This is a genomic window from Pseudomonas onubensis (assembly GCF_965653655.1).
GTDB lineage: Bacteria > Pseudomonadota > Gammaproteobacteria > Pseudomonadales > Pseudomonadaceae > Aquipseudomonas.
Genome location: NZ_CBFHAZ010000002.1, coordinates 153,929 through 168,846, shown reverse-complemented (window position 1 = coordinate 168,846; position 14,918 = coordinate 153,929). Strand labels below are relative to the sequence as shown.

Genomic DNA, 14,918 nt, shown 5'->3' with positions numbered 1-14,918 from the left:
TGTAGTGCGTCGCCATCAGGCTTGATCGTGACGACAGAAAAGCCCTCCCAAAAAGGAAGGAAAGTATTAATATCACGCATAAGAACGCCGGTTTGTTAGATGTGTTTGCTCGCACGAACATCATCAACCAAATCGGCGTTCTTGTTTCTGTGTTTCCCGGGATTCCGTGAAGAACCTTTCTTTTTGGCTTATCACCGACGCTTTTCTACTACTGCCATCCGTTAGGTATTCAAAAGCGGTCTAACGAACTGTGAGTTCTCACAGTAGGCAGCCAATCCTGTTTGGACTTTCATGGGCTCACGAACTTTATCCAGCGGACGGGTAAGCGCTCATGACCACTTTCACAGTTTTTTTCTGCGGCACCGGCTCAACCAAATTCGATGACAGCAACGCCAACTATTGGAACGGCGAACTCATTTCCACCCTCGCGCAAAACACTTCAGGCCTCAGTAAAGAGTTTGCCGAATGGATCGTTATCGACGGGCCCGGCAGCGGCAACCTGCAAGCCGATGAAATGTTCACGGCGTCGGCGAACCATTTACAGCTAACAGGAACGGCCTTGGGTTCCGGCTGGGAGGAAAATGTGACTCACGCCCTCAACATCATGAAGGGCACCTTCACATGGCAGCGGATAAAACTGACCGAAGAGAACTACAACCAACTACAGAAAGCGGGCGTGCCCATTGAAGAAGTCAAAGCCACGGGAAGCTGGTATTGGCGCACGTATGATTACGGCACACGCAAAGTGACCCAACAGCAGTTGCAAGAGCAGATCATCAAGACCTTTCGAAAAGACGGCATCATTCCTACCCAAGTCAATCTGGTCGGTTGGAGCCGTGGCGGGATCAGTTGCCATATGTTGGCCAATGCCATGCGCAATGACAGCACCTTGAAGAATGTGCCCGTCAACATCTTTGCTGTTGACCCTGTTCCGGGGTTGTTGAACTTCCAGGACAGCCGCGTAAAGCTAGGCAGCAACGTCAAAGAGTATGTAGCCTTTTACGCAAGGGATGAGCGATCACTCGGCTTCGCGTGTGTTGTTCCTGAGTTTGATAAAGCGACCAAGGTTAATATTTACCCATTGCCAGGCCGCCATGCGACCTTAGTCGGCAATGCTGCTGCGGATGGTAATCAAGGTGCGAAGGTCTATGCAGAACCCGGTCAGATCGTTCGTCACTTTGCAGAAACATGCCTGACACGCTGGGGCGTTCGTTTGGAAAAGAAACTCAACCTGACCGCAGACCCGATAAATGAGCTTCTCACAAAGATGAAAAATGACCAGAGCGCTTATGTAACGATGCGTCGGACGGTTTACACCACACCGACTCAAATAGCAGGTGAGCGCAGCATTACCAAGGGCAGTAAAGAAATCAACTTCACGGCAGCAAGCAGTGCCAGTTATGCCCCGGAACCTGGGCTTGCAACAGAACACATTCCCAACAACGACTATTTCAAAGACATCGGCTGAACTGCAGCCCTTCCCGACGGTTGACGCGCCGCTAAGCGGGAAGGGCTTATTCAGATCACCTTACGTATCGCTGTCACCTTCGGTGTCATCATCATCTGGCGGCGCTTGCTGGTCATCATCATCCTTGGAACCGCCCTGGCCTTCGTCACCGGCCTCAGACTCGCTCTTGGCCAACTGCAAACCACCCACCTGCGCCGTCTTCGCCGCCACATAGCCCGGCGCCTGGCTCTGCACGGCGGTACTCGCCCACGCAGATGAAGCGCCCAGCGATAACATCACCAACACTTTTAGCAACAGCACCAAACGCTGAAAGATACTCATGGTCGATTTCCGTCCAGTCAGTGAAACACGTGCGCCGGCGTTCGACCGGCGCTTTGAATGAAGCTAGTTGCGTTCTTGGGTTTATGCCAATCCGGCCTCACGTATCGCCGTCATCGTAGGTTTCGCTGTCCTCACCGTCGTTGTAGGGGTTTTCTTGATCTTCCTTGGGGGCCGGCTGTGCCTGGGGCTGCCAGCTGCCGGAATTGACCTCCTTCTGCTTTTTCTTGGTGACCGGACCGGTGTCCTTCCACTGTGGCGTGCCGGTATCCGCCAGCGCCGCGGTGCCGGCCAAGCCCAAAACCGCCAGCAACATCAGCTGGACGGCACGTTGAGTTATACGCAAGGTCGCCTCCTGATCCGTCGGTAAGTAGGTGAAGTATTTGAATACGCTAGACCGGATGCGGGCTTCGCGCCAATGGCCCGGACATATGCAGATCAAACTGTGGCAGCTGGCTTGCCTGCGATAGCGGTGGGCCTGCCCTAAACAGGGCGACTGACAGACCGCCATCGCAGGCAAGCCAGCTCCCACAATGGACCAGCGTCGCGCCCACAAAAAAGGGCGAAGCCATGACAGCTTCGCCCTTTGGTGTACCGCGCGGACCGTTTCCGTCCCGCGCGTAGGAATGTTCCGAAAATTTTAATGCTACAACCGAGTTTATTGCATCTAGCGAATACCCATCACTAAAGTCCTGACTCCCCGAACTACTCTCGAGACACATAAAGTGAAACCTCTCCTCGTCACCTGTGCACTCATCGCTGTCGTTGTTAACACCACCGCCTGCGGCGGCCTCTACAACACGACCTACAATGACAACTGGGATTATTCCGACCGCAACAAAGACCAGCAACTTTCAAGGCAAGAGTGGAGTATTTACATGGATGATCGTTACGTTAAAACAGCAACAGACCTGGGTTATTCGAATAAATCAGAATTTGACAGCGTTGCCTTCAAGGCTGCCGACAAGGACGATAACAGTTTTATCTCAAGGCCCGAATATGACCGCTTCGTTGTGGAGGCAACGACCCACAGTTATTTTCCAACTAAACGATAGTCAATTGAATGCTGGGCTGAGTGGTTTCAATATCAGTTGCTGATACTTAACACGCCAAGCCGGGCCATACGTATTGTATGGCCCGTCTCGTTGTTAGTGGTGCTCGCGGGTCGCACGGAATTTCACATCCGGCCAGCGCTCTTCCATCAGCGCCAGGTTCACCCGCGTCGGCGCCAGGTAGGTCAGGTGACCACCGCCGTCGATCGCCAGGTTTTCCACAGCCTTGTTGGAGAACTCTTCCAGCTTCTTCTTATCGCTGCAATCGATCCAGCGCGCGGAGTACACGGTGATGGGCTCGTAGGAGCATTCAACCTTGTATTCCTCTTTCAAACGGCTGGCGACCACATCGAACTGCAGCACGCCGACGGCGCCGAGGATAATGTCGTTGCTGCGCTCGGGGAAGAACACCTGGGTGGCGCCCTCTTCCGCCAATTGCTGCAAGCCTTGGCGCAGTTGCTTGGACTTGAGCGGGTCGCGCAGGCGCACGCGGCGGAACAGTTCCGGGGCGAAGTGCGGGATACCGGTAAAGCCCAGCGCTTCGCCTTCGGTGAAGGTGTCGCCAATCTGGATGGTGCCGTGGTTGTGCAGGCCGATGATGTCACCGGCGTAGGCTTCTTCGAGCTGTTCACGCTCAGAGGAGAAGAACGTCAAGGCGTCGCCGATGCGTACATCCTTGCCGGTGCGCACGTGGCGCATCTTCATGCCTTTTTCGTATTTGCCGGAGCAGATACGCATAAAGGCGATACGGTCGCGGTGCTTGGGATCCATGTTCGCCTGGATCTTGAACACGAAGCCGGTGAATTTCTCTTCGACCGGCTCCACGGTGCGCTCGTTGGCAACCCGGGCCAGAGGCTTGGGTGCCCAATCCACCACGGCGTCGAGCACGTGGTCGACACCAAAGTTGCCCAGTGCAGTACCGAAGAACACCGGCGTCAGCTGGCCGTCGAGGAATTCCTGCTGGTTGAATTCGTGGCAGGCGCCCTGCACCAGTTCCAGCTGGTCGACAAAACGGTCGTACTCGTCACCCAGGTGGGAGCGGGCTTCGTCCGAGTCGAGCTTCTCGATGATCTTGGTTTCGGTACGTTCGTGACCGTGGCCGGCGGTGTAGACAATGATGTAGTCGTCGGCCAGGTGATAAACGCCCTTGAAGTCGCGGTAGCAACCAATCGGCCAGGTGATCGGCGCGGCCTTGATCTTCAGGACGGCTTCGATTTCATCCAGCAACTCGATCGGGTCGCGAATGTCGCGGTCGAGTTTGTTGATGAAGCTGACGATGGGCGTGTCACGCAGGCGGCACACGTCCATCAGCGCGATGGTACGTGGCTCAACGCCTTTACCGCCGTCGAGGACCATCAAGGCCGAGTCCACCGCGGTCAGGGTGCGGTAGGTGTCTTCGGAGAAGTCTTCGTGGCCCGGGGTGTCGAGCAGGTTGACCATGTGGTCGCGATACGGGAACTGCATGACCGACGTGGTAATGGAAATACCCCGTTGCTTTTCCATCTCCATCCAGTCGGATGTCGCATGGCGGTCGGATTTGCGGGATTTCACCGTGCCGGCCACAGCGATTGCCTTGCCCATCAGCAACAGCTTCTCGGTGATGGTGGTTTTACCGGCATCGGGGTGGGAAATAATGGCGAAAGTGCGGCGTTTCGCGACTTCGGCGGCCTGGTGGGTCATGGGAAATCGCCTGGCAGGTGAGTCAAAAAAGGGCGGCGAGTATAGCGCAAACCCAGGGAGCCAGACCACCGTTCACCCGATTGGGGGTGGCTAAATGCTGCCAAGTATGGAACCTTTTAAAAGGTAGAGACGTCCACTCCCCTGCTACCGCACTCGGAACAGGGGCTGAAAAATCAGCAAGTTAGCCTGACGAGGCTGCGCTCATGGCTCGATCGCATACCGCGTTGCCGGTATCGGCGAGCTGCTTTTCGCGAACTCATTCGAAGGCAGCCAGGAATGGCATTGCCGCCGGAGAATGTGTTCGCCGACAAAAGAAAAAAAGGAGTCCGCCTGTGGCTATTCGCTATGGCAAAGGGCTGATAGGAGGTGCGGTTGTCGTCGCACTCCTGGCCCTGCTGGTCCACTGGATCGGCATCAACACGATCGAGATGTACCGCGACGATTTGTTGTTTTACCTGCAAGCACACCTGATCCTCGTTCTAGTCTCCATGCTGGCCGCCCTTGTTGTGGGCATCCCCGCCGGTATCCTGCTCAGCCGACCGAACATGGTCGGGCGCGCAGAACGCTTCATGCAGATCTTCAACATCGGCAACACCGTCCCTCCCCTGGCCGTACTGGCCATCGCCCTCGGCGTCCTCGGCATCGGCAGCGGCCCGGCCATCTTCGCGTTGTTCCTCGCCTCGTTGCTGCCCATTGTGCGCAACACCTACGAAGGCCTCAAAAACGTTCAAGGCTCACTCAAAGAAGCCGCCACCGGCATCGGCATGACGCCGCGCCAGGTGCTGTTTCGGGTGGAACTGCCTAACGCCGTGCCGATCATCATCGGCGGTGTGCGCGTGGCCCTGGCGATCAACGTCGGCACCGCACCGCTGGCGTTCCTGATTGGCGCCAACAGCCTGGGCAGCCTGATTTTCCCCGGCATCGCCCTGAACAATCAGCCGCAACTGCTGCTCGGCGCCGCGTGCACCGCGCTGTTGGCATTGCTGCTCGACGGTCTGGTGACCATGGCCAGCCGCCTCTGGCTGGAACGCGGGTTGCGTCCGTCTTAAGGCTTGGCAAAGGAAATCACATGAAAAAACTGACCTTGATATTGAGCTGCGTCCTGCTGTTTGCAGGGTTTGCGCAAGCCGCCGAAAAACCGGTAATTCGTATCGGCGCCCGGGTGTTCACCGAACAGACCCTGCTCGCCGAAATCACCTCCCAATACCTGCGCACCAAGGGCTACGACACCCGCGTGACCGGCGGCCTGGGCAGTAACCTGGCGCGCAGTGCCCAGGAAAGCGGGCAGCTGGATTTGATCTGGGAATACACCGGCGTGTCGCTGGTGGCTTACAACCACGTCGATGAGAAGCTCGACAGTGAACAGTCCTACGCCCGGGTGAAAGAACTCGACGCGAAAAAAGGCCTGGTCTGGCTGTCGCCGTCAAAATTCAGCAACACCTACGCGTTGTCGCTGCCCGACAACGTGGCCAAGGAATTCCCGCAGATCAAAAGCATCAGCGACCTGACCAGGGCCCTCGCCGAGGACAGCAAACAAAACCGCCTGGTGGCCCTGGATACCGAGTTCGCCAACCGTTCCGACGGCATGGGAGGCATGGTCAAGCTGTACGACATGAACCTCACCCGCAAAAACACCCGCCAGATGGACGCCGGCCTGGTCTACACCGCCCTGCGTAATGGCCAGGTGTTTGCCGGCTTGGTGTACACCACCGACGGTCGCCTGAACGCCTTCAAATTGAAGCTGCTGGAAGACGACAAGCATTACTTCCCGGACTACACCGCAGCACCGGTGGTGCGTCAGGCGTACCTCGACGCCCACCCGCAACTGGCCGCCGACCTCAAGCCGCTGGCCGACCTGTTTGACGACGAAACCATGCGCCAGCTGAACGCGCGGGTCGACGTCGACCATGAAAGCCCGTCCGCTGTTGCCGCAGATTTCCTGCGCCAACACCCCATCAACTAAGAGGAGAAGACATGGAATTCCTGAACGCCTTTTCCCATCTTGATTGGGCCCAAGTCCTGCACCTGACCTGGCAGCACATCACCCTGGTCGGCATTGCGGTCATCCTGGCAATCGTCGTGGGCGTGCCCCTCGGCGTGCTGATGACACGCTTCCCGACCCTGGCCGGCCCACTGCAAGCCAGCGCCACGGTGCTGCTGACCGTGCCTTCCATCGCGCTGTTCGGCCTGCTGCTGCCGTTCTACTCCAAGTTCGGCCAGGGCCTGGGGCCGATGCCGGCGATCACTGCGGTGTTCCTCTACTCCCTGCTGCCGATCATGCGTAACACCTACCTGGCGCTGACCGGCGTCGAGCCGGGCATTCGCGAAGCCGCCAAAGGCATCGGCATGACCTTCGGCCAGCGCCTGCGCATGGTCGAACTGCCGATTGCCGTACCGGTGATCCTCGCCGGTGTGCGCACCGCCGTGGTGATGAACATTGGTGTGATGACCATCGCCGCCACCATCGGCGCCGGTGGCCTGGGTGTACTTATTCTGGCTTCCATCAGCCGCAGCGACATGTCGATGCTGATTGTCGGCGCCGTGCTGGTCAGTCTCCTGGCCATCTTCGCCGACCTGCTTCTGCAATGGCTGCAACGCTCGCTGACGAGTAGGGGGTGTTCGCCGCAAATGGCGGGCGCGCCGTCGCCCCACAAAGCGCAAGACTAGGCGCGAGGAGAGAGATTTGGTTTCTTCAAATGAACGACGAGCAACGACGTATTGCGCTTTGTGGGGCACGGCCCTCCGGGTTGGAGCTGTGATCCCGCCGGGCTGCGTTGTGGGACTTGAAAAGGAAACGACATTTCCTGCGTCCCACGCCTCGCCCGGCGGGATCACAGCTCCAACGCGCTCCGCCATTTGCGGCGAACACCCCCTACTAGGACTGCTCAAATGATCGAACTTCAAAACCTGACCAAGACTTTTCAAAGCAACGGCAAAACTGTCTCCGCCGTGAACGACGTAAGCCTGACCGTCAACGAAGGCGAGATTTGCGTATTCCTCGGCCCGTCGGGCTGCGGCAAGAGCACCACGCTGAAAATGATCAACCGCTTGATCAAGCCCACTTCGGGCAAGATTTTGATCAATGGCGAAGACACCACCGACCTCGACGAGGTGACCCTGCGTCGCAACATCGGCTATGTGATCCAGCAGATCGGCCTGTTTCCGAACATGACCATCGAAGAAAACATCGTGGTGGTACCCAAGCTGCTGGGCTGGGACAAACAGAAATGCCATGACCGTGCCCGCGAATTGATGAGCATGATCAAGCTCGAACCCAAGCAGTACCTGCATCGTTATCCGCGCGAATTGTCCGGTGGCCAGCAACAGCGCATTGGCGTGATCCGTGCGCTGGCGGCCGATGCGCCGCTGCTGCTGATGGACGAGCCGTTCGGCGCGGTCGACCCGATCAACCGCGAGATGATCCAGAACGAGTTTTTCGAGATGCAACGGGCGCTGAACAAGACCGTGATCATGGTCAGCCACGACATCGACGAAGCCATCAAGCTGGGCGACAAAATTGCGATCTTCCGCGCCGGCAAGCTGCTACAGATCGACCACCCGGACACGCTGCTGGCGCACCCGGCTGACGAATTCGTGAGTAACTTTGTCGGCCAGGACAGCACCCTCAAGCGCCTGCTCCTGGTGAAAGCTGAAGATGCGGCGGACAACGCCCCGTCGGTGAGCCCGGAAACCCCGGTGGCCGAAGCGCTGGAGTTGATGGACGAGACGGACCGCCGTTATGTGGTGGTCACCTGCGCCGAGAACAAAGCACTGGGTTATGTACGACGCCGCGACCTGCACCGTCAGACCGGTACGTGCGGCCAATACCTGCGCGAGTTCAACGCCACGGCGGCGTATGACGAGCATTTGCGCATCCTGCTGTCGCGCATGTACGAGTTCAACCGTTCGTGGTTGCCGGTGATGGACGCCGAGCGGGTGTTCCTCGGTGAGGTGACCCAGGAATCGATTGCCGAGTACCTGAGTTCCGGCAAGTCGCGCGGGGGCAAGACCAGTATTGTGTCGCCTGCCGAGACAGCACTGGCCTGATCAACTTCTGTGGCGAGGGAGCTTGCTCCCGTTGGGCTGCGCAGCAGCCCCAGAACAGACGACTCAATAGTTTCAGGTAAATGGGGTTGACTGATTTTGGGGCCGCTTCGCGCCCCAGCGGGAGCAAGCTCCCTCGCCACAAAAGCGCTCCAAATTCGCCTCAAATAACACGCCTGCGGGAACATCAATCCGTCACACCTGTCGGTTACATAAGTAGCTGCACGTGACCTCGCGACGAACGCGTGCAAAAACGCGACATTTTTAGTTGATCTATGGCCCCTCACGTCCTAAAGTTCGCGCCGAACGTCCATGCTGGAAACGATCCATCCGGCTCAAGTACTGACGACGAGACAGCAAGGCCAAGGGAAGCGGTAATTCCCATGGCCTTTTTGCTTTCGGCGACATGCCTTGGGAAGTAGGCGAACCAAAGTGGGGATACGGAGGACGTTCAGTTGCACCCATTGATTACTACAGTTTGCCCTTAGGAGTTCCCCAGCATGTCGATCAACGTCGAAGATTATTTCGCGCGCGCCACTTTTGACAAAATGAAGGCGTTCGCCGACAAGCAAGAAACCCCGTTCGTGGTGATCGACACCGCGATGATCAGCCAGGCCTACGATGACCTGCGCGCCGGTTTCGAATTCGCCAAAGTCTATTACGCGGTCAAGGCCAACCCGGCCGTCGAGATCATCGACCTGTTGAAAGACAAGGGCTCGAGCTTCGACATCGCCTCGATCTACGAGCTGGATAAAGTGATGGACCGTGGCGTCAGCGCGGACCGTATCAGCTACGGCAACACCATCAAGAAATCCAAGGACATCCGCTACTTCTATGAGAAAGGCGTGCGCCTGTTCTCCACCGACTCCGAAGCCGACCTGCGCAACATCGCCAAGGCCGCGCCGGGTTCGAAAGTGTATGTGCGTATCCTCACCGAAGGCTCGACCACGGCTGACTGGCCTTTGTCGCGCAAATTCGGCTGCCAGACCGACATGGCCATGGACCTGCTGATCCTCGCCCGTGACCTGGGCCTGGTGCCTTACGGCATCTCCTTCCACGTCGGCTCGCAACAGCGCGACATCAGCGTGTGGGACGCAGCGATCGCCAAGGTCAAAGTGATCTTCGAACGCCTGAAGGAAGAAGACGGCATCCACCTCAAGCTGATCAACATGGGCGGCGGCTTCCCGGCCAACTACATCACCCGCACCAACAGCCTGGAAACCTACGCCGAAGAAATCATCCGCTTCCTCAAGGAAGATTTCGGCGACGACCTGCCGGAAATCATCCTGGAGCCGGGCCGTTCGTTGATCGCCAACGCCGGTATCCTGGTCAGCGAAGTGGTGCTGGTTGCACGTAAGTCGCGCACCGCCGTCGAGCGCTGGGTGTACACGGATGTGGGCAAATTCTCCGGCCTGATCGAAACCATGGACGAAGCCATCAAGTTCCCGATCTGGACCGAGAAGAAAGGCGAGATGGAAGAAGTGGTCATCGCCGGCCCAACCTGCGACAGCGCCGATATCATGTACGAAAACTACAAGTACGGCCTGCCGCTGAACCTGGCGATTGGTGATCGTATGTACTGGCTGTCGACTGGTGCGTACACCACCAGCTACAGCGCGGTTGAGTTCAACGGCTTTCCGCCGCTGAAGTCTTACTACGTGTAAGATCCGCGCACACAAAAAACCCATGACATGTCATGGGTTTTTTTATGAGCTTCTACATTTCAACGATCTTCGCGCACGTGCCATAAGCGCAAAATATAAAGTGTTGATTCTTGAATTTCGTAGCGCATTTCGTAATGACCCACCAACAGTCGTCTTACGTCCCGCGGTTCAAATTCTTCAACTCGTTCACCGATGCGCGGGTTATTCAACAAGCTCAAAGGTGCTTGGGAAAGTGCCTGCACTGTGCGCGCCGCCGCCATGCGATTTACAACGGCCAGGAAGTCGAAAAGTCGAGCCAGGTCTGATAAGGCCTTACTGGTCCACTTCAACTCCATCAGCGAGGGACCGGCAGCGGCGTATCAGTGCTTAAACTATCCGCCCAGGCTTGAACGGCTTGCTGGTCAATTACCCGACCGGCATCGACATCGGCCATGGCCTCTCGTGTCAGCCGACTGCGCTCTTCCTCCATATCCACCCAGTCGGCGAGCGCTTGCTTAACGATCCAGCCACGCGAACGATCCATCCGCGCCGCCATCTGATCGACTTTTTGCGCCAGGGCCGTGGGGACGTGAGCGGTCAGTACTTTAGTGTCGGCGCCCATAAATCCTCTCTTCGCAGCAGTGCGAAACATATGATTAAATCTGAATCAGCTTCAATCATAGTGATTTAGAGTGGTGCAGCAACTGCTAACCCATGCCGCTCATCGTTTAATTGAGCCACTCGCTGCTCGAAATCCTTAGCTAAATACCTGATTTGCGGTTGCGCTGCATTTAAAAGCGCCTTGTGCGCCGTGCGCAGAAACTTGAGGTTCCCGCCGGCCAGCGCCTTGCGCAACCAACCCAGCGCCTCCTCGATCTGGCCTCTGTCAGCCAGCACCGCCGCATAGCTGAACTGCCCACGAAAATCCCCGCCTTCGGCTGAACGGCGATACCACGCCACGGACGCCTCCAGATCCTGAGGGCAATACTGGCCGTCTTCCAGGTAACGCCCCAGCAGGTTCATCGACTTGGCGTGCCCCTGCTCTGCGGCCAGCCGGTAGAGCGCCAGCGCTTGCGGCCGGTCCTCAGCAACACCACGGCCGGTCGCCAGCAAGTTGGCGTAGTTGTACTGCCCCCAATCCAATCCAGCTTCCGCCGCCAGACGATAATTGCGCGCAGCCGCTGCTTCATCGACGGCGCAACCCCAACCATGCTCCAGGCAACGCCCGGTCATATTGCGCGCCATCCAATGCCCGCCATGGGCCGCGATCTGGAACCAGCGCAGCGCCAGCGCTTCGTCGCGTGCAATGCCGCGCCCTTCCAGCAGGATTTGCCCGAGCAACGCTTGCGCGTCGACCACGCCTTCCTTCGCCGCCACGAGGATCGCCTGCGCAGCGCGCACCGGGGAGTCGTCGAGCATGCTTTGCAGTTGCTCGACATTGAGCACTTCTTCACGGCGCAATAAAAAACCCATGCTTACACCTCAACCCAGCGGCGCAGCAGGTTGTGGTAGGTGCCGGTGAGCTGGATCAGCGCCGGGTGGTCGGGTACGTCCGTGGTCAGTTGCTGGATGGCGCCGTCCATCTCGAACAGCAACGTGCGCTGGCTGTCTTCGCGCACCAGGCTTTGGGTCCAGAAGAACGAGGCATAGCGCGTGCCACGGGTCACGGCGTTGACTTTATGCAGGCTGGAGCCTGGGTACAGCACCATGTCGCCGGCCGGCAGTTTTACCCGCTGCAGGCCGAAAGTGTCCTGGATCTCCAGCTCGCCGCCGTCGTATTCCTCCGGGTCGCTGAAGAACAGCGTGGACGACAAATCCGTACGCACCCGCTCATGACTTCCCCGCGCCTGGCGTACGGCGTTGTCGATATGGAAGTCGAAACTGCCACCGGCCGTGTAGCAGTTGAGCAATGGCGGAAAGACTTTGTGCGGTAACGCCGCCGACATGAATAGCGGGTTGTTCCACAAACGCTCCAGCATCGCCGCGCCGATTTCCTTGGCCAGCGGGTGGCCTTCGGGCAATTGCAGGTTGTGTTTGGCCTTGGCGGATTGGTGCCCGGCGGTGATTTTACCGTCGGCCCACTCAGTGTTTTCCAGAGCCTGGCGAATGCGCAGCACCTCCTCGCGTGAGAACAGGCCGGGAATATGCAGCAACATGGGGCAATACCTGAAAACAGAGAGACACTAATGGTATTGATTCTTATCCGCCATGTAAAACAAGGTGGACGAATGAGTTGGTAAAAACCGTAAGGCAAAATTGTAAAGAATGTAAATTCAGTGCGAATAGTAATGTATCGCAATTGATAGAAAGTCTTGTTGACCCTATATTCCGCGGCCTCACCTCCTTGGGGAAAGGACTCGTTATGTCGCGCACTACACTAAAAACACCTGCCAGTTCACCACGCATGCTGGCTTCGGCTATCGGCGTTGCACTCAGTGCCAGCTCTGCCGCCCAACTGGCACAAGCGGCGGAAAGCGCCGAACAAAAAGGCGAGCGCAACAGCATCTCCCTCGGCGCCACCAGCATTACCGGCCAGGAACAGGACAACACCGCCTACCAGGTCGAAAAAGCCTCGTCGCAAAAATACACCGCGCCGCTGGTGGACACCCCGCGCTCAGTCACCGTGGTGCCGCAGCAGGTGTTGAAAGACACCGCAGCCACCTCGCTGCAGGATGCCCTGCGCACCGTACCGGGCATCACCTTTGGCGCCGGTGAAGGCGGCAACCCCCAGGGCGATCGCCCGTTTATCCGTGGTTTTGACGCCCAGGGCGACACCTACCTGGATGGCGTGCGCGACACCGGCGGCCAGAGCCGCGAAATCTTCGACATCGAATCGATCGAAGTCAGCAAAGGCCCCAACTCCTCGTTCGGCGGTCGTGGTTCGGCCGGCGGCAGCATCAACCTGGTGAGCAAGACACCACAGGCGCGCGACTTCACCAACGGCGGCTTCACCTACGGCTCCGACCAGACCCGCCGCTACGTGCTCGACGTGAACCGTCAGTTCCTCGACAACGCCGCGTTCCGTTTGAACCTGATGAGCCACGAGCAGAACGTGGCCGGCCGCGATGTGGTCAACTATGACCGCTGGGGCGTGGCACCGTCGCTGACTTTCGGCCTGGGCACCCCGACCCGCGTCAACTTCAGCTACTACCACCTGGAAAGCAACGACCTGCCGGACTCGGGCATTCCGTATGGCTATGGCAGCAAAGCTGCAAATGCCGCGCACGGACACGATAAACCCACCGACGGCGGCGACAGCAATAACTTCTACGGTTTGAAAGACCGCGACTTCCGCAAGACCCGCGCCGACATCAGCACGTTCTCCATCGAGCACGACCTGAACGACAACATGACCCTGAAAAACACCCTGCGCCATGGCAGCACCGGCCAGGATTATGTGCTGACGCAACCTGATGACAGCCAGCACAACGTCAATCAGTTCGGCACCGTGTGGCGCCGCGCCAACACCCGCGTGTCGACCACCGACACCACCACCAACCAGACCGATCTGTTCGGCAATTTCCAACTGGCGGGCATGAAACACTCGTACTCTACCGGCCTGGAATTCACCGGTGAAGAAACCCGCGTCAGCGGCTACACCGTCAGCCCGAACAGCAACCCGACTTGTACCGTGGCCAAAGGCAGCCTCGGCGGCCAGTGCACTTCGCTGAGCAACCCGACACCGGATGACGCCTGGACCGGCAGCGTGGCACGCAACTACATGGGCACCAACACCAAGGCCACCAGCCGCGCCGCCTATGTGTTCGACACCATCGAGCTGGACCCGAAATGGCTGCTGAACGTTGGTTTGCGTTACGACACCTTTGATACAGAGGCCAACACCAACGCCGTGGCCGGGCGCAGCAAGCTCAAGGACGACAGCCAATTCTTCAACTGGCAGGCGGGTCTGGTCTGGAAGCCGCTGGAAAACGGCAGCATCTACACCTCCTATGCCACCTCGGCGCAGCCGGTTGGCGGCCTGGTGGGTGAAGGGCAAGAAACCAATGGCTTCGTCACCGGCATCAACACCAGCGACCTGAAACCCGAAGAGACCGTCAACTACGAGCTGGGCACCAAGTGGGACCTGTTCCACAACCGCCTGTCGTTGACTGCCGCAGTGTTCCGTACCGAGAAGAAAAACACGCGAATCCTGGTGGACTCCAACACCTTCGAAAACGGCGGCGAATCCCGTGTCGATGGCCTGGAACTGTCGGCCAGCGGCAAGCTCACCGACCAATGGCAGGTGTTCGCCGGTTACAGCTACCTGAAAAGCGAGCTGGTCGACCCAGGCAAGATCGGCAACCGTCAAAACGTAGTGTCGGCCGGCTCCAACAAAGGCAACCAAATGCCTAACACGCCGAAGAACACCTTCAGCCTGTGGACCACTTACGACATCACGCCAAAACTGACCATCGGCGGCGGCGCGTTCTATGTCGATCAGGTTTACGGTGACCCAGCCAACACTGTGTACGTACCGGCCTACACCCGCTACGACGCGATGGCCAGCTACAAGCTGACCAAGAACGTCGACCTGCAATTGAACGTGCAGAACCTGACCGACAAGGCCTACTACGACAAAGCCTATGCGGCGCACTTCGCCAACCAGGCAGCCGGTCGTACGGCGCTGTTGACCACCAGTTTCCACTTCTAAACCCCGGTCAACGCTCAGCCACAAGCCCCACGCATCGGATGCGTGGGGCTTTTGTGTGTAAA

15 protein-coding genes are annotated in these 14,918 nt (G+C 58.2%); 8 read left to right on the top strand and 7 right to left on the bottom strand.

Annotated elements, in window-relative coordinates; all coding sequences use genetic code 11:
- Positions 1-331 precede the first annotated feature (331 nt).
- Complete coding sequence (locus ACTD9P_RS01720) at positions 332-1,468, top strand: hypothetical protein (RefSeq protein WP_438866437.1); 1,137 nt, start codon at positions 332-334, stop codon at positions 1,466-1,468.
- Positions 1,469-1,528: 60 nt separating this feature from the next.
- On the opposite strand, the gene ACTD9P_RS01715 is transcribed toward ACTD9P_RS01720, so the two are convergent.
- The gene (locus ACTD9P_RS01715; protein ID WP_438866436.1) at positions 1,529-1,789 is read right to left on the bottom strand and encodes a hypothetical protein; all 261 of its coding nucleotides are present in this window, start codon (positions 1,787-1,789) and stop codon (positions 1,529-1,531) included.
- A 97-nt stretch (positions 1,790-1,886) separates the two neighbouring features.
- Positions 1,887-2,132, bottom strand: a complete 246-nt coding sequence (locus ACTD9P_RS01710) for a hypothetical protein (protein WP_438866435.1) — start codon at positions 2,130-2,132, stop codon at positions 1,887-1,889.
- A 379-nt stretch (positions 2,133-2,511) separates the two neighbouring features.
- Between ACTD9P_RS01710 and ACTD9P_RS01705 the strand changes: the two genes are divergently transcribed.
- On the top strand, positions 2,512-2,841 hold the full coding sequence (locus ACTD9P_RS01705) for an EF-hand domain-containing protein (protein ID WP_438866434.1): 330 nt from the start codon (positions 2,512-2,514) through the stop codon (positions 2,839-2,841).
- Between the two features lie 93 nt (positions 2,842-2,934).
- On the opposite strand, the gene ACTD9P_RS01700 is transcribed toward ACTD9P_RS01705, so the two are convergent.
- Positions 2,935-4,518, bottom strand: coding sequence for a peptide chain release factor 3 (locus ACTD9P_RS01700; RefSeq protein WP_438866433.1), 1,584 nt, complete (start codon positions 4,516-4,518; stop codon positions 2,935-2,937).
- 332 nt (positions 4,519-4,850) lie between these two features.
- Here ACTD9P_RS01700 and ACTD9P_RS01695 point away from each other — a divergent pair, with 332 nt between their 5' ends.
- From ACTD9P_RS01695 to ACTD9P_RS01675, 5 genes are all read left to right on the top strand, one after another.
- Positions 4,851-5,567, top strand: a complete 717-nt coding sequence (locus ACTD9P_RS01695; RefSeq protein WP_200430762.1) for an ABC transporter permease — start codon at positions 4,851-4,853, stop codon at positions 5,565-5,567.
- A 20-nt stretch (positions 5,568-5,587) separates the two neighbouring features.
- Positions 5,588-6,481, top strand: a complete 894-nt coding sequence (locus tag ACTD9P_RS01690) for a glycine betaine ABC transporter substrate-binding protein (RefSeq protein ID WP_438866432.1) — start codon at positions 5,588-5,590, stop codon at positions 6,479-6,481.
- A gap of 11 nt (positions 6,482-6,492) precedes the next feature.
- Positions 6,493-7,185, top strand: a complete 693-nt coding sequence (locus tag ACTD9P_RS01685; protein WP_438866431.1) for an ABC transporter permease — start codon at positions 6,493-6,495, stop codon at positions 7,183-7,185.
- Positions 7,186-7,407: 222 nt separating this feature from the next.
- Positions 7,408-8,565: an osmoprotectant ABC transporter ATP-binding protein OsmV gene (locus ACTD9P_RS01680; protein ID WP_053131666.1), complete on the top strand. Its 1,158-nt coding sequence runs from the start codon at positions 7,408-7,410 to the stop codon at positions 8,563-8,565.
- A gap of 497 nt (positions 8,566-9,062) precedes the next feature.
- Positions 9,063-10,226 carry a type III PLP-dependent enzyme gene (locus ACTD9P_RS01675; RefSeq protein ID WP_438866430.1) on the top strand — a complete coding sequence of 388 codons (1,164 nt, stop codon included), beginning with the start codon at positions 9,063-9,065 and terminating at the stop codon, positions 10,224-10,226.
- Positions 10,227-10,285: 59 nt separating this feature from the next.
- Here the strand turns inward: ACTD9P_RS01675 and ACTD9P_RS01670 are convergent, their stop codons facing one another.
- The 4 genes from ACTD9P_RS01670 to ACTD9P_RS01655 all read right to left on the bottom strand — a co-directional run bounded on the left by ACTD9P_RS01670 (position 10,286) and on the right by ACTD9P_RS01655 (position 12,361).
- On the bottom strand, positions 10,286-10,561 hold the full coding sequence (locus tag ACTD9P_RS01670) for a type II toxin-antitoxin system RelE/ParE family toxin (protein ID WP_438866429.1): 276 nt from the start codon (positions 10,559-10,561) through the stop codon (positions 10,286-10,288).
- Positions 10,561-10,827, bottom strand: coding sequence for a CopG family ribbon-helix-helix protein (locus ACTD9P_RS01665; protein ID WP_219266822.1), 267 nt, complete (start codon positions 10,825-10,827; stop codon positions 10,561-10,563). The genes ACTD9P_RS01670 and ACTD9P_RS01665 overlap by 1 nt, the downstream gene beginning before the upstream one ends.
- Positions 10,828-10,892: 65 nt before the next feature.
- The gene (locus tag ACTD9P_RS01660; protein ID WP_438866428.1) at positions 10,893-11,678 is read right to left on the bottom strand and encodes a tetratricopeptide repeat protein; all 786 of its coding nucleotides are present in this window, start codon (positions 11,676-11,678) and stop codon (positions 10,893-10,895) included.
- A gap of 2 nt (positions 11,679-11,680) precedes the next feature.
- A complete protein-coding gene (locus ACTD9P_RS01655) occupies positions 11,681-12,361 on the bottom strand; it encodes a Fe2+-dependent dioxygenase (RefSeq protein WP_017138298.1) in 681 nt (226 codons plus the stop codon).
- Positions 12,362-12,567: 206 nt separating this feature from the next.
- Between ACTD9P_RS01655 and ACTD9P_RS01650 the strand changes: the two genes are divergently transcribed.
- Positions 12,568-14,856: a TonB-dependent receptor gene (locus tag ACTD9P_RS01650; RefSeq protein WP_438866427.1), complete on the top strand. Its 2,289-nt coding sequence runs from the start codon at positions 12,568-12,570 to the stop codon at positions 14,854-14,856.
- Positions 14,857-14,918: the final 62 nt, after the last annotated feature.

Excerpts from the sequence above, each read along its gene's own strand:
- ACTD9P_RS01720 (WP_438866437.1), top strand. The coding sequence starts at position 332 with ATGACCACTTTCACAGTTTTTTTCTGCGGCACCGGCTCAACCAAATTC.
- ACTD9P_RS01715 (WP_438866436.1), bottom strand. The coding sequence starts at position 1,789 with ATGAGTATCTTTCAGCGTTTGGTGCTGTTGCTAAAAGTGTTGGTGATG.
- ACTD9P_RS01700 (WP_438866433.1), bottom strand. The coding sequence starts at position 4,518 with ATGACCCACCAGGCCGCCGAAGTCGCGAAACGCCGCACTTTCGCCATT.
- ACTD9P_RS01690 (WP_438866432.1), top strand. The coding sequence starts at position 5,588 with ATGAAAAAACTGACCTTGATATTGAGCTGCGTCCTGCTGTTTGCAGGG.
- ACTD9P_RS01685 (WP_438866431.1), top strand. The coding sequence starts at position 6,493 with ATGGAATTCCTGAACGCCTTTTCCCATCTTGATTGGGCCCAAGTCCTG.
- ACTD9P_RS01680 (WP_053131666.1), top strand. The coding sequence starts at position 7,408 with ATGATCGAACTTCAAAACCTGACCAAGACTTTTCAAAGCAACGGCAAA.
- ACTD9P_RS01675 (WP_438866430.1), top strand. The coding sequence starts at position 9,063 with ATGTCGATCAACGTCGAAGATTATTTCGCGCGCGCCACTTTTGACAAA.
- ACTD9P_RS01670 (WP_438866429.1), bottom strand. The coding sequence starts at position 10,561 with ATGGAGTTGAAGTGGACCAGTAAGGCCTTATCAGACCTGGCTCGACTT.
- ACTD9P_RS01665 (WP_219266822.1), bottom strand. The coding sequence starts at position 10,827 with ATGGGCGCCGACACTAAAGTACTGACCGCTCACGTCCCCACGGCCCTG.
- ACTD9P_RS01660 (WP_438866428.1), bottom strand. The coding sequence starts at position 11,678 with ATGGGTTTTTTATTGCGCCGTGAAGAAGTGCTCAATGTCGAGCAACTG.
- ACTD9P_RS01655 (WP_017138298.1), bottom strand. The coding sequence starts at position 12,361 with ATGTTGCTGCATATTCCCGGCCTGTTCTCACGCGAGGAGGTGCTGCGC.
- ACTD9P_RS01650 (WP_438866427.1), top strand. The coding sequence starts at position 12,568 with ATGTCGCGCACTACACTAAAAACACCTGCCAGTTCACCACGCATGCTG.